This is a genomic window from Streptomyces sp. NPDC005402, assembly GCF_040606575.1.
In the GTDB taxonomy this organism is placed as follows: Bacteria; Actinomycetota; Actinomycetes; order Streptomycetales; family Streptomycetaceae; genus Streptomyces.
Genome location: NZ_JBEXFB010000017.1, coordinates 55,720 through 80,082 on the forward strand (window position 1 = coordinate 55,720; position 24,363 = coordinate 80,082).

The 24,363-nt window shown below is 72.5% G+C and carries 18 protein-coding genes and 1 pseudogene; 5 read left to right on the top strand and 14 right to left on the bottom strand.

Annotated features, from left to right (window positions below):
- Nucleotides 1-87: 87 nt before the first annotated feature.
- Nucleotides 88-3,066 carry an SCO5717 family growth-regulating ATPase gene (locus ABZT02_RS29475; RefSeq protein WP_356022662.1) on the top strand — a complete coding sequence of 993 codons (2,979 nt, stop codon included), beginning with the start codon at nucleotides 88-90 and terminating at the stop codon, nucleotides 3,064-3,066.
- A gap of 63 nt (nucleotides 3,067-3,129) precedes the next feature.
- On the opposite strand, the gene ABZT02_RS29480 is transcribed toward ABZT02_RS29475, so the two are convergent.
- The 9 genes from ABZT02_RS29480 to rimP form a co-directional block, all read right to left on the bottom strand.
- Nucleotides 3,130-4,080, bottom strand: a complete 951-nt coding sequence (locus ABZT02_RS29480) for a bifunctional riboflavin kinase/FAD synthetase (protein WP_356022664.1) — start codon at nucleotides 4,078-4,080, stop codon at nucleotides 3,130-3,132.
- A gap of 146 nt (nucleotides 4,081-4,226) precedes the next feature.
- The gene (locus ABZT02_RS29485; protein WP_356022666.1) at nucleotides 4,227-7,577 is read right to left on the bottom strand and encodes a trypsin-like peptidase domain-containing protein; all 3,351 of its coding nucleotides are present in this window, start codon (nucleotides 7,575-7,577) and stop codon (nucleotides 4,227-4,229) included.
- A 723-nt stretch (nucleotides 7,578-8,300) separates the two neighbouring features.
- Nucleotides 8,301-9,206, bottom strand: coding sequence for a tRNA pseudouridine(55) synthase TruB (gene truB, locus ABZT02_RS29490; RefSeq protein ID WP_356022668.1), 906 nt, complete (start codon nucleotides 9,204-9,206; stop codon nucleotides 8,301-8,303).
- The gene (gene rbfA, locus ABZT02_RS29495) at nucleotides 9,203-9,655 is read right to left on the bottom strand and encodes a 30S ribosome-binding factor RbfA (RefSeq protein ID WP_037708684.1); all 453 of its coding nucleotides are present in this window, start codon (nucleotides 9,653-9,655) and stop codon (nucleotides 9,203-9,205) included. The genes truB and rbfA overlap by 4 nt, the downstream gene beginning before the upstream one ends.
- A 32-nt stretch (nucleotides 9,656-9,687) precedes the next feature.
- Complete coding sequence (locus tag ABZT02_RS29500) at nucleotides 9,688-9,981, bottom strand: DUF503 domain-containing protein (RefSeq protein ID WP_356022672.1); 294 nt, start codon at nucleotides 9,979-9,981, stop codon at nucleotides 9,688-9,690.
- A 136-nt stretch (nucleotides 9,982-10,117) separates the two neighbouring features.
- The gene (gene infB, locus ABZT02_RS29505; RefSeq protein ID WP_356022675.1) at nucleotides 10,118-13,270 is read right to left on the bottom strand and encodes a translation initiation factor IF-2; all 3,153 of its coding nucleotides are present in this window, start codon (nucleotides 13,268-13,270) and stop codon (nucleotides 10,118-10,120) included.
- Between the two features lie 147 nt (nucleotides 13,271-13,417).
- The gene (locus tag ABZT02_RS29510) at nucleotides 13,418-13,714 is read right to left on the bottom strand and encodes a YlxR family protein (RefSeq protein ID WP_356022677.1); all 297 of its coding nucleotides are present in this window, start codon (nucleotides 13,712-13,714) and stop codon (nucleotides 13,418-13,420) included.
- A 90-nt stretch (nucleotides 13,715-13,804) separates the two neighbouring features.
- Nucleotides 13,805-14,791 (bottom strand): transcription termination factor NusA, encoded by a 987-nt coding sequence (gene nusA / locus ABZT02_RS29515; protein ID WP_356022680.1) that lies wholly within the window; start codon nucleotides 14,789-14,791, stop codon nucleotides 13,805-13,807.
- Between the two features lie 2 nt (nucleotides 14,792-14,793).
- Nucleotides 14,794-15,294: a ribosome maturation factor RimP gene (gene rimP / locus ABZT02_RS29520; protein WP_356022682.1), complete on the bottom strand. Its 501-nt coding sequence runs from the start codon at nucleotides 15,292-15,294 to the stop codon at nucleotides 14,794-14,796.
- Nucleotides 15,295-15,469: 175 nt separating this feature from the next.
- Here rimP and ABZT02_RS29525 point away from each other — a divergent pair, with 175 nt between their 5' ends.
- Genes ABZT02_RS29525 through ABZT02_RS29535 form a run of 3 tightly spaced genes read left to right on the top strand, consistent with a single transcriptional unit; the run spans nucleotide 15,470 to nucleotide 17,404 of the window.
- Complete coding sequence (locus ABZT02_RS29525; RefSeq protein ID WP_356022685.1) at nucleotides 15,470-16,000, top strand: hypothetical protein; 531 nt, start codon at nucleotides 15,470-15,472, stop codon at nucleotides 15,998-16,000.
- Nucleotides 15,997-16,476, top strand: a complete 480-nt coding sequence (locus ABZT02_RS29530) for a ferritin-like domain-containing protein (RefSeq protein ID WP_356022687.1) — start codon at nucleotides 15,997-15,999, stop codon at nucleotides 16,474-16,476. The genes ABZT02_RS29525 and ABZT02_RS29530 overlap by 4 nt, the downstream gene beginning before the upstream one ends.
- Nucleotides 16,477-16,504: 28 nt before the next feature.
- On the top strand, nucleotides 16,505-17,404 hold the full coding sequence (locus tag ABZT02_RS29535; RefSeq protein WP_356022689.1) for an aminoglycoside phosphotransferase family protein: 900 nt from the start codon (nucleotides 16,505-16,507) through the stop codon (nucleotides 17,402-17,404).
- A gap of 87 nt (nucleotides 17,405-17,491) precedes the next feature.
- Here ABZT02_RS29535 and ABZT02_RS29540 read toward each other — a convergent pair.
- From ABZT02_RS29540 to ABZT02_RS29550, 3 genes and pseudogenes are all read right to left on the bottom strand, one after another.
- A pseudogene (locus ABZT02_RS29540) lies at nucleotides 17,492-19,194 on the bottom strand (proline--tRNA ligase).
- A gap of 73 nt (nucleotides 19,195-19,267) precedes the next feature.
- Entirely contained in the window at nucleotides 19,268-19,798 is a 531-nt protein-coding gene (locus ABZT02_RS29545) for a GNAT family N-acetyltransferase (RefSeq protein ID WP_356022692.1), read from the bottom strand.
- Nucleotides 19,799-19,919: 121 nt separating this feature from the next.
- Nucleotides 19,920-20,768: a GNAT family N-acetyltransferase gene (locus tag ABZT02_RS29550; RefSeq protein ID WP_356022694.1), complete on the bottom strand. Its 849-nt coding sequence runs from the start codon at nucleotides 20,766-20,768 to the stop codon at nucleotides 19,920-19,922.
- 218 nt (nucleotides 20,769-20,986) lie between these two features.
- Here ABZT02_RS29550 and ABZT02_RS29555 point away from each other — a divergent pair, with 218 nt between their 5' ends.
- Nucleotides 20,987-21,724: a GNAT family N-acetyltransferase gene (locus tag ABZT02_RS29555; protein ID WP_356022697.1), complete on the top strand. Its 738-nt coding sequence runs from the start codon at nucleotides 20,987-20,989 to the stop codon at nucleotides 21,722-21,724.
- A 10-nt stretch (nucleotides 21,725-21,734) separates the two neighbouring features.
- Here ABZT02_RS29555 and ispG read toward each other — a convergent pair whose 3' ends face one another.
- Entirely contained in the window at nucleotides 21,735-22,892 is a 1,158-nt protein-coding gene (gene ispG / locus ABZT02_RS29560; protein WP_356022700.1) for a flavodoxin-dependent (E)-4-hydroxy-3-methylbut-2-enyl-diphosphate synthase, read from the bottom strand.
- A gap of 170 nt (nucleotides 22,893-23,062) precedes the next feature.
- On the bottom strand, nucleotides 23,063-24,355 hold the full coding sequence (locus ABZT02_RS29565; protein WP_356022968.1) for a site-2 protease family protein: 1,293 nt from the start codon (nucleotides 24,353-24,355) through the stop codon (nucleotides 23,063-23,065).
- Between the last annotated feature and the right edge of the window lie 8 nt (nucleotides 24,356-24,363).

Consider the following 24,363-nt stretch of genomic DNA (forward strand, 5'->3'; position numbering starts at 1 on the left):
TCGGATCGGACCACAGGAACGGTCGCCCCCAGCCCGGCACATGAGTGCCCACACGGCACGAGGGTGCTCGACCAACCAGGAGGAATTGTGCAGAGCGATCGGGACGGGCTGCGCGCGGGCTGGACCACGCCCAGCGACGACCAGTCCGACGCGGAGTCCGCCACCGAGATGACGGGCGAGTTCACCATCGACTACGCCGCCCCTGCCTGGTACACGCAGAGCGCGGCGCCCGAGGCCGAGCCTCCCGCGCCCGCCCCTGCCCCCACCGCGCCTGCACCGCACCCCGGTTACCCCGATACGTCCGGTTCCGCACCGTCGGCTCCCGTTCCCGGCCCGCAGTTCGACCCGGCCGCGGGCCCGGCCGGCGCGACGCCGCCTCCGCCGCCGCCGTGGGCGGGAAACCCCGCGGCCCCCCAGCCGCCGGCTCCCCCGAACCCCCAGGGCGGGTACGGCTACCCGCAGCCGCCCGCACCTCCGACCCCTCAGGCCGGTTACGGCTATCCGCAGCCGCCCGCACCCCCGCACCCCCAGGCCGGCTACGGCTACCCGCAGCCGCCCGCGCCCCCGGCGCCCGCGGCCCCCGTGCCGTCTGTGGCTCCGGCGGCTCCCGTTGCTCCCGTGGCTCCGGCGCCTCCCATGGCGTCGACGGCGCCCGCTCCCCCGGTCGCCCCCACGCCGCCCGCCGCCCCCGTGGCCCCCGCACCCCCGGGTCCGCCCAGTGTCCAGGGCAGCACCGACACCGCCGCGCCTGCGACCGGCGCGGACGCTGAAGGCGGTAGCGACACCCCGTCCGCCGCCGCTGCGCCGACGAGCGCCCCGCAGCCCCCCGCGGCCCCGTCGGCGGACGCACCCACCGCTGCCCAGCCGTCGCCCTCTGGCGAGGCTCCGCAGGCTGCCGCGGACCCGGAAGCCACCACACCGACCGCCCCCGCCCCGAGCGAAGCGGCATCCGCAGCCGGCTCCGACGACCAGCCCGGCACCACCGGCCACGGCGCGGACGCCCCCCAGCCCCCGGCCGACGGCGCCTCCGCAGGTGACACCGAGACCGGTACGGAACCGCAGGCCACCGCACCGGACACCCCGGCCGCGCCTACGGCCGTACCGGAGCAGCAGCCCCCGGCCGCCCCGAGCGCCGCTCCGGAGCAGCCCGAGGCCGCACAGCCCGCCGCACCGGAGCAGCCCGACGCCCAGCACGCCCAGCAGGACGGCTGGCGGCCCCCGCCGGCGCCGCAGGGTGCTGTCCCGCCGCTCCCGCCGCAGTTCGCGTCGGCGAACTCCGGCGCGGCCCCGCAGTCGGCCCCCGAGTGGTCGACGGGCGGACAGCCGCAGCCGCCCGCCGCGCCGCCCGGCACCCCGCCTCCGGCCGCCCAGCCGGCGGCCGCCGCGGCCCCGCCCCAGGCACCGCAGCCGGCACCGGGCGGCTGGCCGGCCAACCCGCCGCAGCCCGGCGACCCGGCGGCGCAGGGCGGTTACGGCTTCCCGCAGCCCCCCGCGCCCCAGCACCCGCAGAGCGGCTACGGCTACCCCCAGCCCCCGGCTCCGCAGCCCGACCAGAGCGGCTACGGCTACCCCCAGCCGCCCGCTCCCCCGAACCCCCAGGCCGGTTACGGGTTCCCGCAGCCCCCCGCACCGCAGAACCCGCAGAGCGGCTACGGCTTCCCGCAGGCCCCCCAGCCCGCACCGGGCGGCTACGGCTATCCGCAGCCGCCCGCCCCGGGCCAGCCCCAGCAGCAGGCTCCCGGCCGGCCCGGTCAGCCGATGCCCCCGGCCCAGCCGGGGCAGCAGCCGCAGGCGCCTCACCCCAACCCTTACGCGGGCGCCCCGGGCCAGCCCGGCGTGGATCCCCGTACCGGTGCCGCCTGGCCCGCCGCCGTCCAGCACGACCAGCGGCAGCAGGTCGCCGGCGCCGGTGCGCCGCTCGGCTACAACGCCGCGGTCGAGCTGACCTCGGACCGGCTGGTCAACAGCAAGAAGCAGAAGGCCAAGAGCAGCCGTCCCACTCCCGGCGGCTCGAAGTTCAAGCTGGGCGGCAGGAAGGAGGAGCAGGAGAGGCAGCGCAAGCTCGACCTCATCCGCACTCCGGTGCTGTCCTGCTACCGGATCGCGGTGATCAGCCTCAAGGGCGGCGTGGGCAAGACGACCACGACGACCGCTCTCGGCTCCACCCTCGCCACCGAGCGGCAGGACAAGATCCTCGCCATCGACGCCAACCCGGACGCCGGCACCCTCGGCCGCCGGGTGCGGCGCGAGACCGGTGCCACCATCCGTGACCTGGTCCAGGCGATCCCGTACCTCAACTCGTACATGGACATCCGCCGGTTCACGTCCCAGGCGGCCTCGGGCCTGGAGATCATCGCCAACGACGTCGACCCGGCCGTGTCCACGACGTTCAACGACGAGGACTACCGGCGCGCGATCGACGTGCTGGGCCGCCAGTACCCGATCATCCTCACGGACTCGGGCACGGGTCTGCTCTACAGCGCCATGCGCGGGGTCCTGGACCTCGCCGACCAGCTGATCATCATCTCGACGCCGTCGGTGGACGGCGCGAGCAGCGCCAGCACCACGCTCGACTGGCTGTCGGCGCACGGGTACGCGTCCCTGGTCTCACGGTCCATCACCGTGATCTCGGGGGTGCGCGAGACCGGCAAGATGATCAAGGTCGAGGACATCGTCACGCACTTCGAGCAGCGCTGCCGTGGCGTCATCGTCGTACCGTTCGACGAGCACCTGGCGGCCGGTGCCGAGGTCGACCTCGACATGATGCGGCCGAAGGTCCGGGAGTCGTACTTCGAGCTCGCCGCGATGGTCGCCGAGGACTTCGTGCGGGCCCAGCAGGAGCAGGGCCTGTGGACGGGGAACGGCGGTGTCCAGCCGCCGACGATGGCTCCGCCGATGCCGGGCCACCAGCAGCAGGGCCAGCCCCCGGCCGCACAGCCGCCGTTCCAGGGCTTCCCCGGCGCCCAGCCCGGCCAGCCGTGGCAGACCGGCCAACCCGGTCAGCCGCAGCCCGGGTTCCCGCAGCCGCCGTACGACCCGAACGCGGGTCGGCCGCCGCAGCAGTAGCCGAAGGACAGAGGGCCGGCACCTTGCAGGTGCCGGCCCTCTGTCCTTCGTCCCTACGGGCCTTCAGCCGCCGGCGGCCTCGATCAGCTCACGGCACCGCTGCACGTCGACGGCCATCGCCTTCAGCAGCGCGTCCAGCGACTCGAACTTCTGCTGCCCGCGCACATAGGCGAGGAAGTCCACCGCCACGTGCAGCCCGTACAGGTCGAGCCCGACGCGGTCGATGGCGTACGCCTCCACCGTGCGCTCGGTGCCGTCGAACTGCGGGTTGGTGCCGACGGAGATCGCGGCCGGCATCGCCTCGCCCTGGGTGTGCAGCCAGCCGGCGTAGACGCCGTCGGCGGGGATGGCGGTGTGCGGGAGGGTCTCGACGTTGGCGGTCGGGAAGCCGAGTTCACGGCCGCGCTGGGCGCCTCGGACGACCACGCCCTCCACTCGGTGCGGGCGGCCCAGGATCTCCCCGGCGCCCTCCACGTCTCCCTCGGCGACCAGGCGCCGGGTCAGGGTGGAGGAGAAGGGCTCACCGCCGCCCGCCGCGCCGGTCACGTACAGGTCGACGACCTCGACCTCGAAGTCGTACGTCTTGCCCTGCTCGACGAGGAAGTCGACGTTGCCCGCGGCCTTGTGCCCGAAGCGGAAGTTGGGGCCCTCGACGACCGCCTTGGCGTGCAGCTTGTCGACGAGGACCTTGACGACGAACTCGGCGGGCGAGAGCTTCGAGAACTCCGTGGTGAAGGGGAGGATCAGCAGCGCGTCCACGCCCAGCTCGGCCATGAGTTCGGCGCGGCGGTGGTGCGGGGCGAGCAGCGGCGGGTGGCTGCCGGGGCGGACGACCTCGCTGGGGTGCGGGTCGAAGGTGACGACGACCGAGGGGACACCCAGCTCGCGCGCGCGGTCCACGGCATGCCGGATGATCAGCTGGTGCCCGCGGTGGACCCCGTCGTAGGAACCGATGGTGACGACGCTGCGCCCCCAGTCCTCGGGGATGTCCTCCAAGCCACGCCAGCGTTGCACTGTGACCGCTCCTCGTCGAACCCGTGTCGGTATTGACTCTTGCGACTTACGCAGGTCTAAGGGTGCCATGCCGCGCGCCCGTCGCTCGCATCGGCATGGGGGCTGTGACCCGACGCACGCGGGCAGGCGGCCTCCGCGTCACCGGCTCAGGCCGGCACCCGTACCCCCGCCAGGTTCTCGATCATCCGCCGGGTGCCGGGGCCGACCACCGCCGCCCACTCCTGCGGACACTCGGCGAGCCAGCCGACCACCAGCGCGGCGAACCCGGGGACATGCCGGCCCAGGTCGACGAGACCGCGGTCGAAGCGGGTCGCGCCGTCCGGGGTGCGGACCAGGAGGAGGCCGATGCGGTGGACGAGGTCGCGGATGTCGGTGTCCGCGCGGGCGGCGGCCGCGGGCAGCAGGGCGCCCAGGACCGCGGGCTCGCGTTCGTGGTCCAGGAGGAGATCGAGGAGTTCCCGGCGCAGCGGGCGCGAGGCGGCAGTGCCCGGCCCCGCGAGTACGGCCGCCAGCGCGGCCCGCACCCCTTCCGGACCGCCGTCCAGCAGACCGGTGACCAGCGGGAGGAGCACCGCCCGGGCGGCGGGCCCCTGATCGAGCCGCCGGTCGACGTACGCGGCCACGTCCCCGGCCGTCTCCGGGCGCCGCTCCACCACCTCCCGCACCAGCACGGCCACCCGGCGGGCGAGCGCGGGCGTGGTGACGTCGGCGAGCGTGCGCAGTACCTCCGCCGCGCCGGGTCTGCGCAGCCGCTCCCGGAAGGCGTCCAGGACCGGATCGGGGTCGGTGGCCAGCGCGGGGACCAGCGCGCTCGGCGGGAACTGCGGGTCGCCGGCCGCGAAGTGGCCGAGCGCCTGCGGGAGATGACGGGCACGGGTGTGGGGGTCGCGGACCAGCAGCGCGAGCGCGCCGCCGTGCAGGGTGCAGTCCTCGGGGCGGGCCAGCAGGGCGAGAGCCGCGTAGCGCAGCAGCTCGCGGTCGGCGTCGGTGCGCACGTGCGGGGCGGCGCGCAGTCCGTACGCCACCGCCGCCACCCGCCTCGCCGGCCGCTCGTCGTGCGCCCACCGGTCCACGGCCCGGCACACCGCCGACGGCTCCTCCTCGGCCAGCACGGAGAGCAGTTCGTCGGCCCGCCGGTGCGCACAGCCGACGAGGACCTCCGCGAGGTCGTCCAGGGCCCGGGCCCGGTGCGTGTACAGCAGCGCCTGCGCGGCCTTCGCCACGGTCGCGTGCGGGGTCGCGGGCAACGGCCGTTCGTCGTCGAACCAGCGGGTGAGCTGCGGCTGTACGACGGTGGGGTCGACGGCGAGCAGCTGCGCGACCGCGTCCAGGAACCGGGGGCCGGGCTCGTGCGGCGGCCCGTCGGCGAGGACGAGACGGCGCAGCAGGTGGAAGCGGGCGCCCGGCGAGAGCCGCAGGGCGGTCCAGAACGCGGGCCCGAACGCGGTCGGCACCGGTTCCTGCCTGCGGCGCCGGGCCACGAGGCGGTCGGCGAGCTGCCGCAGGACATCGGTGTACGGCGTCGCGTCGGGCACGCGCAGCAGGGTCTCGGTGAGCAGCCGGGCCGCCCACCACGCGTGCGGGTCGGCGTCGAGGGTGTGCACCAACTCCTCCAGCCGGTGCGCCAGTTGGGGCACGCCGTGCTGGCGGGCGACGAGAAGCAGGGCCTGGACGACGGGGCCGATGCGGTGGTGCGGGGCCGGGAGGGGGTGTGGTCGGCCGGTGCGGGGGCGGTGGACCAGGGCGCGCAGGGCCTCGTCCAGGTCCAGGTGCATGCCCTGGATCCAGTCGGCGAGTTCCTCGTGGGCGAAGCGGTAACCGCTGCCGGCGGGGACGAGGAGGCCCTCGGTGAGGACGGCTGAGGCCCAGCCGGCGCCGCCGAGCCGCTTCGGGGCGGGGCCCCAGGGGAACACCGCCTCGAACGACTCCCGGTCCAGTCCGCCCTGGCCGCGGCCGAGGCTGCGGCGGGCGGCCTCGTGGACCTGGCCCGAGACCTTCGCGGCGAGCCGGCGGACGGCGGCGCCGCGCAGACCGCTCGGAGTGGCCAGCCGTACGGCGATGCGCAGGCACATGAGATCGAGGTGGGCCTCGAAGACCTGGTCGCGGTCCACGGGGGCGTGGGGTGCCTCCGGGAGGGCGGCACGGACCTCGGAGAGGAGGCGGAGAGTGAGGGGGTGGCAGGCGTCGGAGGCGGCGAGGGTGCCCTCGGGAAGGGCGTAGCGGGCGCGGGCGCGGCGGGCCTCGTCGTCGGTGAGGTCGCCGAGACGGACGCAGGGCGGGAAGTGCCCCTCAGGGTCGCCGTACAGCAGCTCTTCAGGGAAGGCCGCCTCCTCCCAGTACTCCGCCCGGCACGCCACCAGCAGCCGCGCGCCCGTCTCCTCCAGCCACTTCGCCGTGCCCTGCGTCCACTCGGCGAGGCGGTGCGCCAGGACCGGGGGCATCTCCTCGGGGCCGTCGAGGAGGAGGAACAGGGGGCGGCTCGCCGCGCGGGACAGCCGGGCCAGCCGCTCGGGGGTGATGTCTCCCAGGTCGGCGGGGACGGTGTCCGTGGAGGTCGCCACGATCCGGGCCGCCCTGGTGAGCGCGCGGCGCACGGCGTCGGCCACCGAGGCGTCGGTGTCCTCCAGGTCGGCGCCACGCAGCCAGAGCGTGGGGGCCGGAGCGGGGCCGCGGTGGCGCTGGGCGGCGAGGGCCGCGAGTTGTGTCGTACGGCCGCTGCCGGGTGGCCCGACGAGGCCGAGCACGGGGGCCGAGCCCTCGGTGAACGCGTCGAACTCCCTGGTGACAGCGGCCCGTTCGACCGGCTCCGTGGCGTCTTCCGGGCCCACGTGACCCGTCAGCGCGCCCGGCGGGCCGTCCTGGGCCACCGACGTGGCCGTCAGCTCCAGCACACCGGCGAGGTTGAGGTCGGCGCCGTACGCCGGGACCGTCGCGGCGTTCTCGGCGAGCAGGTCGGCGAGGGGGCCGGTGCGCACAGAGCTGAGCGGGACCGCGTAACCGCTGTCGCGGTGGCCGCTTTGCAGGGCGGTGCCGAGGACGCCGACCACCGCGCCGGTCTCCGCGTCGAGCACGGGTCCTCCGGCGGCCCCGCCGCCCAGCCGCAGCGCGTCCCGCCCCGCGGTGCCGATCGCCAACTCCAGGGCGTCTTCGAGGATGTGGAAGCGGTCGGTGGCCGTGTAGGTCACGGAGGCCGCACCGAGCACACGGGCCTCGCGCCAGCAGCCGGCGAAGAGCCGGACGTACGTACCGGTCGCGACGGTGTCCCGCACAGAGACGGGCAGCGGGTCCACGCCGAGTCCCTCGGTACGCACGAGCGCCAGATCCAGCTCGGGCAGCGGGGTCACGGCGTCGGCGGACACCACGCAACTGCGGTCACCGGCGTGCAGCACGAGCCGGGCCAGCCCGTCGACCGCCTCATGACTGGTGACGACGGTGCCGCGATGATCGGCCACGAACCCGGTCCCCCGGGGCCGACCGGCCAGATCACGAACCCACACGAGCTCCTCGTCGCGCCCGGCCTCGGCCCCCCACTCCTGAGCCCCGCGCCACCGCCCCCGAGCCCACCGGGAACGCCCGCCCCGCGCCCCCGACCGGTCCCCTGCACACGGCCCGGTCTCGCGGCCCTCCCCACTGCGACCCACCTGGTCGGCGAGACCGAGCCCACCAACTTGTCCAGCACCCCCACCCGGACCGGCCGGACCGACACCCTGACCGGCGTCACCACTCCCCTCGGCCTGGCCCTCGCCCCCACCCGGACCGGCCAGACCAACATCCCGACCGGCGTCCCCACGCCCGCCGACCTGGGGAGGTCGGCCTGGCTGGTGCGGGTGGGGATGTGGGGCTGCCCGCTCCGACGTCCGAGTCGCCACCCCCGCGGTCCCGCCCACCTGCCCCAGGCTCCCCGCGCCGTCGGCGCCGGAGGCGGCAGGCACCGTTTCACCGACGGAGTCACCCCCTGCCGCCATCGCCGAACCTCCCCGCCGTACGCACGTTCCTGTTTCGACCGTAGGCGTGCGGTGATCAGCGGGACAGATCGCGTCTTGAACGCGCCCCCTTCCACACCCCCGGTTCACTCCGAGCGCCTGCCCGCGCGGGTGAATGGAAGGGGAGTGGCGGATACACCCTAGGGGTGGGGGAACCGAGGGGGGACCGTGGAGCGGCGGCACAACCCCGTGATCGCCGCTCCACGGCAGGCAGCCTCGGTGCCCCCACCGTCCGCGTCAGCCGAAGACGGCCAGGCTCTTCGCCTTGCCCTTGTGCTCCTCGACCAGCGCCAGGAAGTGACCCTCGGGGTCGAAGACAGCGACCGTGCCGACGCCCGCGTACTCCTCGGGCATGTCGAGCCGGACGCCGTTGGTGAGCAGCTTGGCCCGGCGGTCGTCGACGTCCCAGCGGGGGAAGGCGGCTGTCGCGGCCTCGGCGATCGGCATCACGGTCAGCTCCTGCTGGAGCTGGTCGAGGGTCTTGGCCGAGTCCAGCTTGTACGGGCCCACGCGGGTGCGCCGCAGCGCCGTCAGATGGCCGCCCACGCCCAGGCCGGCGCCCAGGTCCCGGGCCAGCGCCCGGATGTAGGTGCCGGACGAGCAGACCACCGACACGACCAGGTCCATCACCGGCGTGCCGTCCTCGGCGACCGCGTCCCGGACGTCGTGGACCGCGAAGGACGAGACGGTGACCGGGCGGGCGGGGATCTCGAATTCCTCGCCCTCCCGTGCCCGCTTGTACGAGCGCACGCCGTCGATCTTGATGGCGCTGACCTTGGACGGCACCTGCATGATGTCGCCGGTCAGCTTGGCGATCCCGGCGTCGACGGCGTCGCGGGTGACCTTCGAGGCGTCGACCGACCCCGTGATCTCGCCCTCGGCGTCGTCGGTCAGGGTCGTCTGGCCGAGCCGGATCGTGCCCAGGTACTCCTTCTCGGTCAGCGCGAGGTGCCCGAGGAGCTTGGTCGCCTTCTCGACACCGAGGACCAGCACACCCGTCGCCATGGGATCGAGGGTGCCCGCGTGGCCGACGCGGCGGGTCTTCGCGATCCCGCGCATCTTGGCGACCACGTCGTGCGAAGTGAAGCCCGACGGCTTGTCGACGATGACAAGGCCGTCGGGCGTCCGGTTCTTCTGCGTCATTCGGCGGCGTCGTCCGTCTCGTCCTCGTCGCCCGGCTTCCGGTACGGGTCGGCGTCACCGGCGTACGCGGCACCCGCGGACACCTCGCGCACCTTCTCGTCGGACTGGCGGGCCTTGTCGAGGAGGTCGTCGATGGTCTTGGCGGTGTCGGGCAGGGCGTCCGCCACGAAGGTCAGCGTCGGCGTGAACTTCACACCCGCCGCGGCCCCGACGGCGGACCGGAGCACGCCCTTGGCGCTCTCCAGACCGGCGGCCGCGGCCGCCCGCTCCTCGTCGTCCCCGTACACCGTGTAGAAGACGGTCGCCTCCCGCAGGTCACCCGTGACCCGGGTGTCCGTGATGGTGACATTCGAGCCGAGCCGCGGGTCCTTGATCCCGCGCAGCAGCTTCTGGGCCACCACCTCTCTGATGAGGTCCGCCAGCCTCTTGGCGCGCGCGTTGTCGGCCACTGGTCCGTCTCCTTAAGTACTTACTTGTTGCTTCAGTCTTCGTCGCTGTGGAGCCTGCGTCGAACCGAGAGCAGTTCCACCTCGGGCCGCGCGGCGACCAGCCGCTCGCAGCGGTCCAGCACGTCGGCGAGGTGTCCCGTGTCCCCGGAGACCACCGCGAGCCCGATCTCGGCCCTGCGGTGGAGGTCCTGACTGCCCGTCTCCGCCGCGCTCACCGCGTACTTGCGTTGGAGCTCGGCCACGATCGGACGGACGAGAGAGCGTTTCTCCTTCAGCGAGTGCACGTCACCGAGGAGCAGGTCGAAGGACAGAGTCCCCACATACATGTGTGTCCGGATGTCCCGCCGGTTCGGGGTACGGGCGCCGCGCTTGGACGCCGATACGGGAACCGTACACGCAACGGCCGGGGCCGATCGACGGATATTACGTCCGCCGACCGGCCCCGATCGCGTGCTGTGACGGTCAGCCTCGCGGCTTCTCGCGCATCTCGTACGTCGCGATGACGTCGTCGACCTTGATGTCGTTGAAGTTGCCGAGGTTGATACCGCCCTCGAACCCTTCGCGGATCTCGGTGACATCGTCCTTGAAGCGGCGCAGACCGGAGATGGTGAGGCTCTCCGCGACCACCTTGCCGTCGCGGATGAGGCGCGCCTTGGTGTTGCGCTTGACCTCGCCCGACCGGACCAGGACACCGGCGATGTTGCCCAGCTTGGACGACTTGAAGACCTCGCGGATCTCCGCCGTGCCGAGCTCGACCTCTTCGTACTCCGGCTTGAGCATGCCCTTGAGGGCCGCCTCGATCTCCTCGATCGCCTGGTAGATGACCGAGTAGTAGCGGACGTCCACACCTTCGCGCTCGGCCATCTGCGCGGCACGCCCTGCGGCGCGCACGTTGAAGCCGATCACGATGGCGTCGGAGCCCATCGCCAGGTCGACGTCCGACTCCGTGACCGCACCGACACCACGGTGCAGGATCCGGATGTCGACCTCTTCGCCGACGTCGAGCTGGAGCAGCGAGGACTCGAGAGCCTCCACCGAACCGGACGCGTCGCCCTTGATGATGAGGTTGAGTTCCTGCACCAGACCGGCCTTGAGGGCCTCGTCCAGGTTCTCCAGGGAGAACCGGACACCCCGGCGGGCGAAGTTGGCGTTCCGCTCACGAGCGGCACGCTTCTCGGCGATCTGACGGGCCGTACGGTCCTCGTCGACGACGAGGAAGTTGTCGCCGGCGCCCGGGACGTTGGTGAGACCGAGGACGAGGACCGGAGTCGACGGACCCGCCTCCTCCAGGTTGTCGCCCTTGTCGTCGAGCATCGCGCGGACACGGCCGTACGCGTCGCCGACCACCATGGTGTCGCCGACCCGCAGGGTGCCTCGCTGGACCAGGACGGTCGCGACGGCGCCGCGGCCACGGTCGAGACGGGACTCGATCGCAATACCCTGCGCGTCCTGCTCCGGGTTGGCCCGCAGGTCGAGCGAGGCGTCCGCGGTGAGGACCACGGCCTCCAGAAGAGCCTCGATGTTGAGGCCCTGCTTGGCGGAGATGTCGACGAACATCGTGTCGCCGCCGTACTCCTCGGCCACCAGACCGAACTCGGTGAGCTGACCGCGCACCTTGGTCGGGTCGGCGCCCTCGACGTCGATCTTGTTGACCGCGACCACGATCGGCACGTCGGCCGCCTTGGCGTGGTTCAGCGCCTCGATCGTCTGGGGCATCACACCGTCGTTGGCCGCCACCACGAGGATCGCGATGTCGGTCGACTTGGCACCACGGGCACGCATGGCGGTGAACGCCTCGTGACCCGGGGTGTCGATGAAGGTGATCTTGCGCTCTTCGTCGTTGACGTGGGTCGTGACCTGGTACGCACCGATGTGCTGCGTGATACCGCCGGCCTCGCCCGCGACGACGTTCGTCTTGCGGATGGTGTCGAGGAGGCGGGTCTTGCCGTGGTCGACGTGACCCATGACGGTCACGACCGGCGGACGCGCAACGAGGAACTCCTCGCCACCCTCGTCCTCGCCGAACTCGATGTCGAAGGACTCGAGCAGCTCGCGGTCCTCCTCCTCGGGGCTGACGATCTCGAGGACGAAGTTCATCTCGTCCGCGAGGAGCCTCAGCGTCTCGTCGGAGACGGACTGCGTGGCAGTGACCATCTCGCCGAGGTTCATCATCACGCCGACGAGCGACGCCGGGTTGGCGCCGATCTTCTCGGCGAAGTCGGTGAGGGAGGCACCGCGCGACAGGCGGACGGACTGTCCGTTGCCGCGAGGCAGCATCACGCCGCCGACCGACGGGGCCTGCATGGCCTCGTACTCCTGGCGCCTCTGCCGCTTCGACTTGCGACCGCGACGCGCGGGACCGCCGGGACGACCGAAGGCGCCCTGCGTGCCACCACGACCGCCCGGACCACCGGGACGACCGCCGAAGCCGGGACGACCGCCGCCGCCACCGGGACCACCGGGACGACCGGCGAAGCCGCCGCCACCGCCGCCGGGACCACCGGGACGACCGGCGAAGCCGCCACCGCCACCGCCGGGACCGGCCGGACGACCGGCGAAGCCGCCGCCACCCGGACGACCGCCGCCGGCACCACCGGGACGACCGCCGCCACCAGGACCGCGGCCACCGGGGCCACCGCCGCCCGGACGCGGGCCGGCAGCCGGACGCTGCGGCATCATGCCGGGGTTGGGACGCGCGCCGCCGGGGCCACCGCCGGGACGGGGACCGCCCTGCGGACGGGGCATACCGCCCGGGCTGGGACGGGCGCCGCCCGGAGCCTGCGGACGGGGACCGCCCGCCGCGCCCTGGGGACGGGGACCGCCCTGGCCCTGACCCTGCGGACGCGGGGCGCCGCCGGGACGCTCACCGGGGCCACCCTGGCCGCCGGGGCGAGGGGCGCCGCCCGGACGGGGCGCCTGCGGGCGCGCCATGCCGGTGGAGCCACCAGAGGTGAAGGGGTTGTTGCCCGGACGGGGACCGGCCGGACGGGCGCCGGGACGGGCACCCTGGCCGCCCGGACGCGGAGCGCCGGGACGGTCGCCGCGGTCACCACGGCCCTGGCCACCCTGGCCGGGACCGCCGGCCGGACGCGGGGCGCCCGGACGAGGAGCCTGACCGGCCGGACGCGAGGCGGCCGGACGCGGGCTGGAGCCCTGGCCCTGATTCTGGTCCTGGGAGGCCGGTGCGGCGGGAGCCGCCGGCGCCGACGGCGGAGCCGTGAACTCGGGCGTGGTCGGAGCCGGGGACGCCGGGGCGGGCCGCGGCGCGGGCTTCGGGCCCGGGGTGGGACGGGGGCCGGGAGCGGCCGGCGCGGCGGGAGCCGCGGGCGTCTCGGCGGCGGCCGGCTTGGGAGCCGGCGGGCGCGGGGCGGCCGGACGGGCTGCCTGCGCGGGAGAGGGGGCTGCCGGACGTGCCGGGGCAGCCTTGCGGGCGGGGGCGGGCTTGCCGCCTCCGTTGCCCTGTTGGAGGGCGTCCGTCAACTTACGGACGACGGGCGCTTCGATCGTCGAAGACGCCGAACGGACGAATTCACCGAGTTCCTGGAGCTTGGCCATGACGACCTTGCTCTCAACCCCGAACTCCTTGGCGAGTTCGTATACCCGGACCTTAGCCACTTCGCTCCTTTTAGGTCCGGGTTGCGTCCGGACCGTCGCTACTTCATGGGCGTACTCATCGCGTGCTCATCGAGTGCTCATCGCAATCTCGACCTACTTCCAACTCGCGGGGTACCTGGGCCGCACGGGGGTTCCGCGCGACGCTTCTTACGGTGTTGCCTGCTCAGCAACTGTCTTCTGCTCGACGTACTGGCGCAACGCCTTTGTGTCGAGCGCTCCCGGGGCGCGCAACGCCCGCGTGAACGCCCGGCGGCGTACCGCCTGGTCGAGACAGACCAGGGCGGGGTGGATGTACGCACCCCGGCCGGGCAGCGTACCGCGAGGATCAGGGACGCATGCGTCCTTGATCGCCACGATGCGCAGCAGATCGGTCTTGGCCGCTCGCTGCCTGCATCCCACACAGGTGCGTTCAGGGCATGCGCGGGCGTGCGTCCGACCAGACACTCTTAAGTCTACCTCCCCGTACCGACCTCACCCCTTGGGGGCAGGGATCGAACGGTTGTTGTCGTGATCTGAGCCACCAACGGCTTGGATCTATTCCCCGGCCTGCTCGGTGTCCGGACGGATGTCGATCCGCCAGCCGGTGAGCCGGGCCGCGAGACGGGCGTTCTGCCCTTCCTTGCCGATGGCGAGGGAAAGCTGGTAGTCGGGGACGGTCACGCGCGCGGAGCGGGCGGCCATGTCCACGACCTCGACCTTGGAGACGCGGGCCGGCGAGAGGGCGTTCGCCACCATCTCGGCCGGGTCGTCCGACCAGTCGACGATGTCGATCTTCTCACCGTTCAGCTCACCCATGACATTGCGCACACGGCCGCCCATGGGGCCGATGCAGGCGCCCTTGGCGTTCAGGCCCGAACGGGTGGACCGTACGGCGATCTTGGTGCGGTGACCGGCCTCGCGGGCGATCGCGGCGATCTCGACGGACCCGTCGGCGATCTCCGGCACCTCCAGGGCGAAGAGCTTCTTCACCAGATTGGGGTGCGTGCGCGACAGGGTGACGGACGGACCGCGGACACCCCTCGCCACTCGTACGACGTACGACCGAAGCCGCATCCCGTGCGAGTACGTCTCGCCGGGCACCTGCTCCTGCACGGGCAGGATGGCCTCCAGCTTGCCGATGTCCACGAGCACGTTCTTCGGGTCGCGGCCCTGCTGGACCATGCCCATGACGATGTCGCCCTCGCGCCCCGCGTACTCGCCGAGAGTCGCGTCGTCCTCGGCGTCGCGCAGCCGCTGCAGGATGACCTGCTTGGCGGTGGTGGCGGCGATACGGCCGAAGTCGGAGGGGGTGTCGTCGAACTCCCGGGGTTCCTGGCCCTCTTCGAGCTCCTCGGGGTCCTCCTTCGCCCACACGACCACGTGTCCGGAGTCCCGGTCGAGCTTCACGCGCGCGTGGCGGTGGCTTCCCTCGGTGCGGTGGTAGGCGATGAGGAGGGCCGACTCGATCGCCTCGACCAACAGGTCGAAGGAGATCTCCTTCTCCCGTACCAAGCCCCGCAGGGCACTCATGTCGATGTCCACGGCTACGCCTCCTCTTCGTTCTTGTCCTTGCGGCTGAACTCGACCTGCACGCGCGCCTTGTCGAAGTCGGAGAAGGCGAGTCTGCGGGCGGTGGCCTTGCGGCCCTTCACACCGGGCACTTCGAGGTCGAGGCCCTCGTCGTCGACCTTGAGGATCCTGGCGACCAGTTCGCCTTCGTCCTCGGTCAGCTGGAACTTCACCAGCCGGTCCACGGCCCGCACGTAGTGCCGGTGCTCCTTGAGGAGGCGCTCGGCGCCCGGGGTGCCGACCTCGAGGGTGTACTCCCCCGCGCCCATCGCGTCGGTCTCGTCGAGCTTCGCCGAGAGCGCGCGGCTCACATCGGCGATCTGGTCCAGGTCGGCTCCGGTGTCCGAGTCGACGACGACGCGCAGCACCCGCTTTCGTCCTACGGAGTCCACTGCGATCTCTTCGAGATCCAGTCCCTGGGAGGTGACGAGCGGTTCCAGGAGCTCTCGCAGCCTCTCGCTCTGGGTGGTGCTCATCCGGGTGACTCCTCGGCCGCGTGTGCTGTTGTGGGTAGGTCGCGTGTCAGGTCAAAGGGTATCCGGTCGCGGAGGGTGTTGCCGTCCAGGTGACCTCGGATGCGCGGGTACGGTGATCGCCAGCGGGCTGACCCCCCGCCCGTGTGTTCGTACGAGCTCCCTGAGGACGTCTGCCGTGCCGTACCCGCCTCCGCCGAGCGTCCCTTCGGGGCCGCGGAGAAGATCCCTGCTCGCCTCGGTCGCCGGGGGCGCCCTTCTCGTGGGGTGCTCCGACGGGACCGGAAGCAGCGAGGAGGGCACCGCCGGCAGTCCTTCCGTCGTCGAGCGGGCACGCTCGCGGGCCGCTCGGGACAGCCGGGGGATCGTCGAGCGGTATGACGCCGTCCTGGCCGCCCATCCGACGCTCGCGGAGCGGGTGGGGCCGTTGCGGGCGGAGGCCGTGCGGCATGTGCGGGCGTTCGGGGAGGCGGTCACGGCGGCCTCCCCCGGTGCGTCGGGCAGCGCCACGCCGGCGCCCTCGCCATCTGCCACTGTGCCCGCGACCGAGAAGGACGCCCTCGCGCAGCTGGCCGCCGCCGAACGGACGCTGGCCGACCGGCGGGCCAAAGAACTGCTGGACGTGCCGGGCGAGCTGGCCCGGCTGCTGGCCTCGGTGGCGGCGGCCGGCGCGGCGCACGCCTATCTGCTGACGGAGGCCGCCCGATGAGCGAGAAGCAGGAGCTGGAGGCCCTCCAGAAGGCGCTGGCCGCCGAGCACGCCGCCGTCTACGGCTACGGCGTCGTGGGCGGCCGGGTCCGCGCGGACCGGCGCGCGGAGGCCAAGGCCGCCTATGACGCCCACCGGGCCCGCCGGGACGCCCTGGTGCGTGCGGTGCGGGGCCTGGGCGGAACGCCGGTGGCCGCGGCGGCGGCGTACGCGCTGCCCTTCCCGGTGCCGGACCCGGCCGCGGCGGTACGGCTCGCCGCCGACCTGGAGGACCGGGTGGCGGCGGTGTACTCCGACGTGGTGCGGGCAACCGGGGGCGGGCGGCGGAGCACGGCAGCCGAGGCACTGCGGGAGGCCGCGGTGCGTGCGGTGCGCTGGCGCGGCGAGAGCGTAGCCTTCCCTGGGCTCGCCGAACGGGCGACCACGGTGTCGCCCTCGTCCTCGGCCCCGGTTTCTCCGGCGGCCCCCACGGCGTAACGCGGTACTGGAAGGGAACGACTCGCGCATGGCTTTGGAACCACCGCAGCGGCTGGTGCGGGCGCTCGGCGAGAGCGTGCCGGACGCCGACGACTGGGTGGACAAGCTGCCCGGGACCGCCGGACAGGCCGTCGCGCTGCGCGAGTTGACCGTGGAGCGGGTCCAGGTGCCCGGAGGGCGCAGCAGCCTCGTCGTGCTCGTACGGCGGCCCGACGGGACACCGGCCGTGCTCAAGCTGGCCCCGCCCCGGGCCCGGCCGGAGAGCGAGCGGGCGGCTCTCGCGCACTGGGACGGGCGGGGGGCCGTACAGCTGCTGGAGCCCTTCGTCGCCGAGGGTGTGCTGCTTCTCGAGCGGCTGCATCCCGATGTCTCCGTACGGTCGCTGCCGGAGGCGAAGGCGCTGCTGGAGGCGGCCGGGACCTTGCGGCGGCTGTGGGTGGAGCCTCCCGACGACGACAACGCCCATGTCTTCGAGACGGTGGCCGAGCGGACCGGGCGGCAGGCGTCGGTCATGCGGAGTGCTCCCGCGGCGGTCGCGGGGCTGGTGGCCGCGGCTCTCGACGCGCGCGAGTCGTTGCTGGCCGCGCCGCCGGAGGAGCGGTTGCTGCACGGGACGTTCCGGCAGAGCAAGGTGCTGTCCGGTGCGCGGTCTCCCTGGCTCGCTGTCGGGCCCGACCCTGTCGTCGGGGAGTGCGCGTTCGATCTCGCTCGGCTGGTGCGGGACCGGGTGGAGGACCTGATCGCCACGCCCTCGGGAGCGGCGACGACCCGGCGACGGATCAAGCGGCTCGCGGAGTCGCTCGAGGTGGACCAGGAGCGGTTGCGGGGCTGGACGCTGTTCCGGGCCGTGGAGTCGGGGGTCCGGGCGCTGCGGGTGGGACGGCCGAAAGACGCCGAGTTGCTGCTGGAGTTCGCCGGGTGGCTGTAAGGCCTTCATGCACGGCTGCCGGGCCGGTGCGGTGACGCCGCCGTACGCCGGGCCCCTGCGCGGACCCGGCGACGGCAGCTCGCTCTCCTAGGCGGTCAGGCGGGCGATCGCCTCGTCCACCGTCAGCTCCTCGCGCTCACCGGTGCGGCGGTCCTTGAGCTCCAGGACGCCCTCCGCCGAACGGCGGCCCGCCACCAGGATCTTCGGTACGCCGATGAGCTCGGAGTCCGTGAACTTCACGCCCGGGGAGACGCCGGCGCGGTCGTCGACGAGGACCCGCAGACCCGCCGCACGCAGCTTCTCGGAGACGTCGAGGGCGAGTTCGATCTGTTGGGCCTTGCCGGCGGCGACCACGTGCACGTCGGCCGGGGCCACCTCGGCGGGCCAGCACAGGCCCTTGTCGTCGGCGGACTGCTCGGCGAGGGCGGCCACCGCGCGGGAGACGCCGATGCCGTAGGAGCCCATGGTCACCCGGACCGGCTTGCCGTTCTGGCCGAGGACGTCGAGCTTGAGGGCGTCGGCGTACTTGCGGCCCAGCTGGAAGATGTGGCCGATCTCGATGGCGCGGTCCAGCTTGAGGCCGGTGCCGCACTTCGGGCACGGGTCGCCCTCCTGGACGACCACGACGTCGACGTACTCGTCGACCTCGAAGTCACGGCCCGCGACGACGTTCTTCGCGTGCGTGTGCTCCTTGTTGGCACCGGTGATCCAGGAGGTGCCGGGGGCCACACGCGGGTCGGCGATGTACTTCGCCTTCTCGCCCAGGCCCTGCGGACCGACGTAGCCGCGCACGAGGTCGGGACGCCCGACGAAGTCCTCCGCCGTCACCAGCTCCACGGCGGCGGGCGCGAATACGCCTCGACCTTGCCCATGTCGACCTCGCGGTCGCCGGGGACGCCGACGGCCACGATCTCGCCGTCGACCTTCACGAGGAGGTTCTTGAGGGTGTCGGAGGCCTCGACGCCGAGATGGGCGGCGAGGGTCTCGATGGTGGGGGTGTCCGGGGTCGGGATCTCCTCCGACGCGGGCGCGGCGGTGGCGTCCTGGGGACGCAACTCGTACGTGATCGCCTCGGTGTTGGCCGCGAAGTCGCAGTTCGGGCAGTCCGCGAAGGTGTCCTCGCCGGCCTCGGCGGGCGCGAGGAACTCCTCCGACTTGGAGCCGCCCATCGCCCCGGCGGTGGCGGCGCAGATGCGGTAGTCGAGGCCCAGGCGCTCGAAGACCTTCTGATACGCCTGGCGGTGCAGGGCGTAGGACCGGGCCAGGCCCTCGTCCTCGGTGTCGAAGGAGTAGGAGTCCTTCATCAGGAACTCGCGGCCGCGCAGGATGCCGGCCCGGGGGCGGGCCTCGTCACGGTACTTGTGCTGGATCTGGTAGAGGATGACCGGCAGGTCCTTGTAGGAGGACGCCTGGTCCTTCACCAGCAGGGTGAAGATCTCCTCGTGGGTCGGTCCGAGGAGGTAGTCACCGCCCTTGCGGTCCTAGAGCCGGAACAGCTCGGCGCCGTACTCCTCCCAGCGGCCGGTGGCCTCGTACGGCTCGCGCGGCAGCAGGGCGGGGAGCAGCACCTCCTGGGCGCCGATCGCGTCCATCTCCTCGCGGACGATCCGCTCGACGTTGGCCAGCACCTTCTTGCCGAGCGGCAGCCAGGACCAGATGCCGGCGGCGGTGCGACGGACGTATCCGGCGCGCACGAGCAGCTTGTGACTGAGGACCTCGGCGTCCGCCGGGTCGTCGCGCAGCGTCTTCGCCATCAACTGGGACATGCGCTGGACCGGTGCGTTGGCCATGATTCTCGTACTCCTGCCGGAAAAGGGTGATGGCAAGGAGGTTAGCCGGGGGCCCGGTGCCGGTGGAAATCGGTCAGCGGCGGCGCAGCGGCAGGGGGGCGCCCATCACGGCGTACGGCTTCGGGGCGCTCGGGAACAGGACCTGGCGGGCGAGGTCCTGGTAGCCCAGGGAGTGGTACAGGCCGCGGGCCGGACTGTCGGTGTCGATCGCGGAGAGGATCGAACGGGGCTCGGTCGCGCTGTCGGTGATGGTGGTGATCAGGGTGCGGCCGATGCCGCGGTTCTGGTGGTGCGGGTGGACGTGGAGCTCGGTGATCACGAAGGAGTCGTCCAGCCAGATCTCGTTGTGCTGGGCGCGGAGGTAGGGCTCGACGACGGTGGACCACCAGTGGGTGCGGTCGTTGGGCATGCCGTACACGAAACCCACGAGGTGCCCTGCCGCGGTCGCACCGAGTGCTCTCGCGCCCGGGTAGGTCATGTGGCGGAGGACGATCTGGCGGCGGACCGCCACTTCGTCCGCGCCGAGACCGAACGCGACGGCTTGGACCGCCAGAGCCTCGTCCACGTGGGCCGACAGGTCGAGGGGGCCGATGACGAGGTCCATGCGGGGAGCGTACAGGGGAGTCCGGTGGTGTGCCGGGGCGGGACGGCGGGGGACGACGGGGCCGGTGGGAGCCGGTGCGGGCCGGGGTCGCGCGGTTCCCCGCGCCCCTCAACGGCTGCGATCAGAACAGGACGCTCATGAAGGCGCCGACCTCCCGGAAGCCCACCCTCGTGTACGTCCGCCTCGCCGCCGTGTTGAAGTCGTTGACGTACAGGCTGACCACCGGGGCCACGTCCGCGAGGGCGTAACGCAGTACCGCTGCCATCCCGGGCGCCGCCACTCCCCTGCCCCGGTACTCGGGGGCCACCCAGACGCCCTGGATCTGGCAGGCCCGGTCCGTCGCGGCGCCGATCTCCGCCTTGAAGACGACCTTGCCGTGTTCGTCGAGGCGGGCGAACGAGCGGCCGGCACCGACCAGTTCGGCGACGCGGGCCTGGTAGAGAAGGCCGCCGTCGCCCGCCAGCGGGGAGACGCCGACCTCTTCCGTGAACATCGCCACGCACGCCGGCATGATCGTCTCCATCTCGTCCTTGCGGATGCGACGGACGTACGGATCCGGAGCGACGTCGGCGGGCATGCGGTCGGTGACCATGAGGGGCTGGCGGGCGCGGACGTCCCGGGCCGGGCCCCAGCTGGGTTCCAGCAGGCGCCAGAGCAGGGAGGTGGATTCGGCGGGGCCGACGATGGAGGAGCAGCGACGGCCCGCGCGCCGGGCACGGTCCGCGAAGGCGCGGACGGCTCGGGGGGTCGCGCAGATCGGGACCAGGTTGGCGCCGGCGTAGCAGAGCGACGTGAGCATGCCGTCCTCGTACCAGCCCCACATCTCGCCACCGAGCCGCCACGGGTCGAGGCCGGCGACCTGCACCCTCGACGTCACGAAGGCGTTCGCGACCGGCTCGCGGTCGAGGACGGCGAGCGCGGCGTCCAGGTCGCTCGGTTCGAGGACCCGGGAGGTCGTCTGGGTCAACACGGGCGGGGCCTCACACTGGGGTCTGCTGATCTCCGCACTGTACCTGCGGAAGCCGAGCGGTGCCGCCCTGAGTTCGGGTGCCGTCGGATGCGCGGTGGTTGCCGGGTCTCGTGCCTCTCCGGTACCTGCGCCCCCGGACCCCGCTCGGCCCCGGAGAGGACTCGCCCCCGGACGCCGGACCGGCTGACAGAGTCCACCCGCACTGATAGGAACAGCGGATGATCTCGACCACCGTGCGATCCGACACCCGTACATGGCCCGACGAGCAGCTCACGGAGCTGTTCAGCGACGGCTTTCCGCAGTTCATCACCGCCGATCAACTGGTGAAGGAATACTTCGGCCGGGTACGGGAGTTCTTCGCGGCGCTGAATCTGATGCTGCTGGACGCGGCGGGAACTCCCATAGCCGCCGGGTGGGGTGTGCCCGTGCGGTGGGACGGGCGCGTCGACGAGCTGCCGTCCGGGTACACGGACGCGCTGGTGCGGGCCGTCGAGGGGCACGAGCAGGGCATCGAACCCGACACCCTGGTGATCTGCGCGGCGGTCGTCACGCCGGCACTCAAGGGACAGGGGCTCGCCGGGCGGATGCTCACGGCGTTGCGGGACGCCGGACAGGACGCGGGACTGCAACGGGTCATCGCACCCGTGCGGCCCACCACGAAGGCCCGCTATCCGCTGACACCCATCGAGTCGTACATGCGCTGGCGACGGGACGACGGGACCGCCCTCGACCCCTGGATCCGCACGCACGAACGGCTCGGCGCCCAGATCCTCGCCCCGGCCCCCGTCTCACAGACGATGACCGGCACGGTCGCCGAGTGGGAGGGCTGGACGAACCTCGCCCTCCCCGAGTCCGGCGACTACGTCATCCCGGACGGCCTGAGTGTGCTGCGCGTCGACCGGGACACCGACGTCGGTACCTACCAGGAGCCGAACGTCTGGATGCGGCACCGGTGAGCCGGGGGCGTCAGCCCGCGACCGACACCGACGGCTCGCCCGACTCGACGCCGGCGTCCTGCATCTGCTCGGCCAGCTTCATGGCCTCCTCGATGAGGGTCTCCACGATCTTGGACTCGGGGACGGTCTTGATGACCTCGCCCTTGACGAAGATCTGGCCCTTGCCGTTGCCGGAGGCGACGCCGAGGTCGGCCTCGCGGGCCTCGCCGGGGCCGTTCACCACGCAGCCCATGACCGCGACGCGGAGCGGGACATCCATGCCGGTCAGGCCCGCCGTGACCTCCTCGGCCAGCTTGTAGACGTCCACCTGGGCGCGGCCGCAGGACGGGCAGGAGACGATCTCCAGGCCGCGCTGCTTGAGGTTCAGGGACTCCAGGATCTGGTTGCCGACCTTGACCTCCTCCACGGGGGGCGCGGAGAGGGAGACGCGGATGGTGTCGCCGATGCCCTGGGAGAGGAGGGCGCCGAAGGCGACGGCCGACTTGATGGTGCCCTGGAACGCCGGGCCCGCCTCCGTGACGCCGAGGTGGAGGGGGTAGTCGCACTGCGCTGCCAGCTGCTTGTACGCCTCGATCATGATGACCGGGTCGTTGTGCTTGACCGAGATCTTGATGTCCCGGAAGTCGTGCTCCTCGAAGAGGGACGCCTCCCACAGGGCCGACTCGACGAGCGCCTCGGGCGTCGCCTTGCCGTACTTCTGGAGCAGGCGGCGGTCCAGGGAGCCCGCGTTCACGCCGATGCGGATCGGGGTGCCGTGGTCGCGCGCGGCCTTCGCGATCTCCTTGACCTTGTCGTCGAACTGCTTGATGTTGCCGGGGTTCACCCGGACCGCCGCGCAGCCCGCCTCGATGGCCGCGAAGACGTACTTGGGCTGGAAGTGGATGTCCGCGATCACCGGGAGCTGCGACTTGCGGGCGATCGTCGCGAGGGCGTCGGCGTCGTCCTGGGTCGGACAGGCCACGCGGACGATCTGGCAGCCGGACGCCGTGAGCTCGGCGATCTGCTGGAGGGTGGCGCCGATGTCGGACGTACGGGTCGTGGTCATCGACTGCACGGAGACCGGGGCGTCGCCACCGACCGCCACAGACCCGACCTGGATCTGCCGGCTCTTCCGGCGCTCGGCGAGCTTGGTCGGAACGGACGGCATGCCGAGAGAAATCGCAGTCATCTGCTGTGCAACCCCAAGTCGTGGATCAAGGTCCAGGTCCCGTCAGCGGCGGGCTCCAGGCTTCGAGATTACGGCACCGATCGGGGCGCGAGCACATCACAGGCGTCAAACCCACTCAATGGAAGGCGGCCCGGCACAGAGCGTGCCGGGCCGCCGCCAACGCCGTACGGCTAGGAGATGCGGACCGGGTTAACGACGTCCGCGATCAGAACGAGGATGGTGAAGCAGATGAAGATCCCCGCCACCACATAAGCCACCGGCATCAGCTTCGCCACGTCGAACGGGCCCGGGTCCGGGCGCTTCAGAACCTTGGCCAGGTTGCGGCGCAGCGACTCCCACAGGGCGCCCGCGATGTGGCCGCCGTCCAGGGGGAGCAGCGGGAGCATGTTGAAGAGGAACAGGGAGAGGTTGAAGCCCGCGACCAGCATCAGGGCCATGGCGAGTTGCTGGGTGGGCGGGATGTCGAGGGTGAAGATCTCGCCGCCGACCCTCGCCGCGCCGACCACGCCCATCGGGGAGTCCGGTTCGCGCGGGGCGTCGCCGAAGGCCGCGTTCCACAGGGCCGGGATCTTGCCGGGGAGGGCGGCCAGGGAGTCGACGGCGTCGCCGACGCGGTCGCCCATCCAGACGACGGAGTCGCCGAAGTCCTGCTTGACGATGCCGGTGGCGGCGCTGAAGCCGAGGAAGCCGGCGGTGACGTACTCACCCGGGACGTACTGGCCGCTGGAGTCCTTCTTGGCGACCTGGTTGCTGGCGATCTTCGCCGTCAGGGTGACGTTCTTGCCGTCGCGCTCGACGACGATCGGGACCGTCTTGTCCGGGTTGGCGCGGATGAGGTCGGAGAGCTTGTTCCAGTCGTCCGTCCTGACGCCGTTGAACGAGAGGATCTTGTCGCCCGCCTTGAGGCCGGCTGCCGCGGCCGGGGAGGCCGGGTCGGAGGCCTTGCAGTTCTCGCGGTTCTGGCTCTGGGCGATCACGCACTTGGAGACCGAGCTGACCGTGTTGGTCTGCTGGGAGATGCCGAAGCCCATGAGGACGGTGAGGAACAGGGCGACCGCGAGGATCAGGTTCGCGAAGGGGCCCGCGAACATCACGATGACGCGTTTCCAGGGCTTACGGGTGTAGAAGAGGCGTTTCTCGTCGCCGGGCTGGAGCTCCTCGAAGGCGGCCGAGCGGGCGTCCTCGATCATGCCGCGCCAGGGGGAGGTGGAGCGGGCGCTGATCCGGCCGTCGTCGCCGGGCGGGAACATGCCGATCATGCGGATGTAGCCGCCGAAGGGGACGGCCTTGACGCCGTACTCCGTCTCGCCCTTCTTGCGCGAGAAGACGGTCGGGCCGAAGCCGACCATGTACTGCGGCACGCGGATACCGAAGAGCTTGGCGAAGGACAGGTGCCCCAGCTCGTGCCACGCGATCGACACCAGGAGACCGAGGGCGAAGAGCGCTATGCCGAGGATGAACATCAGGGTCG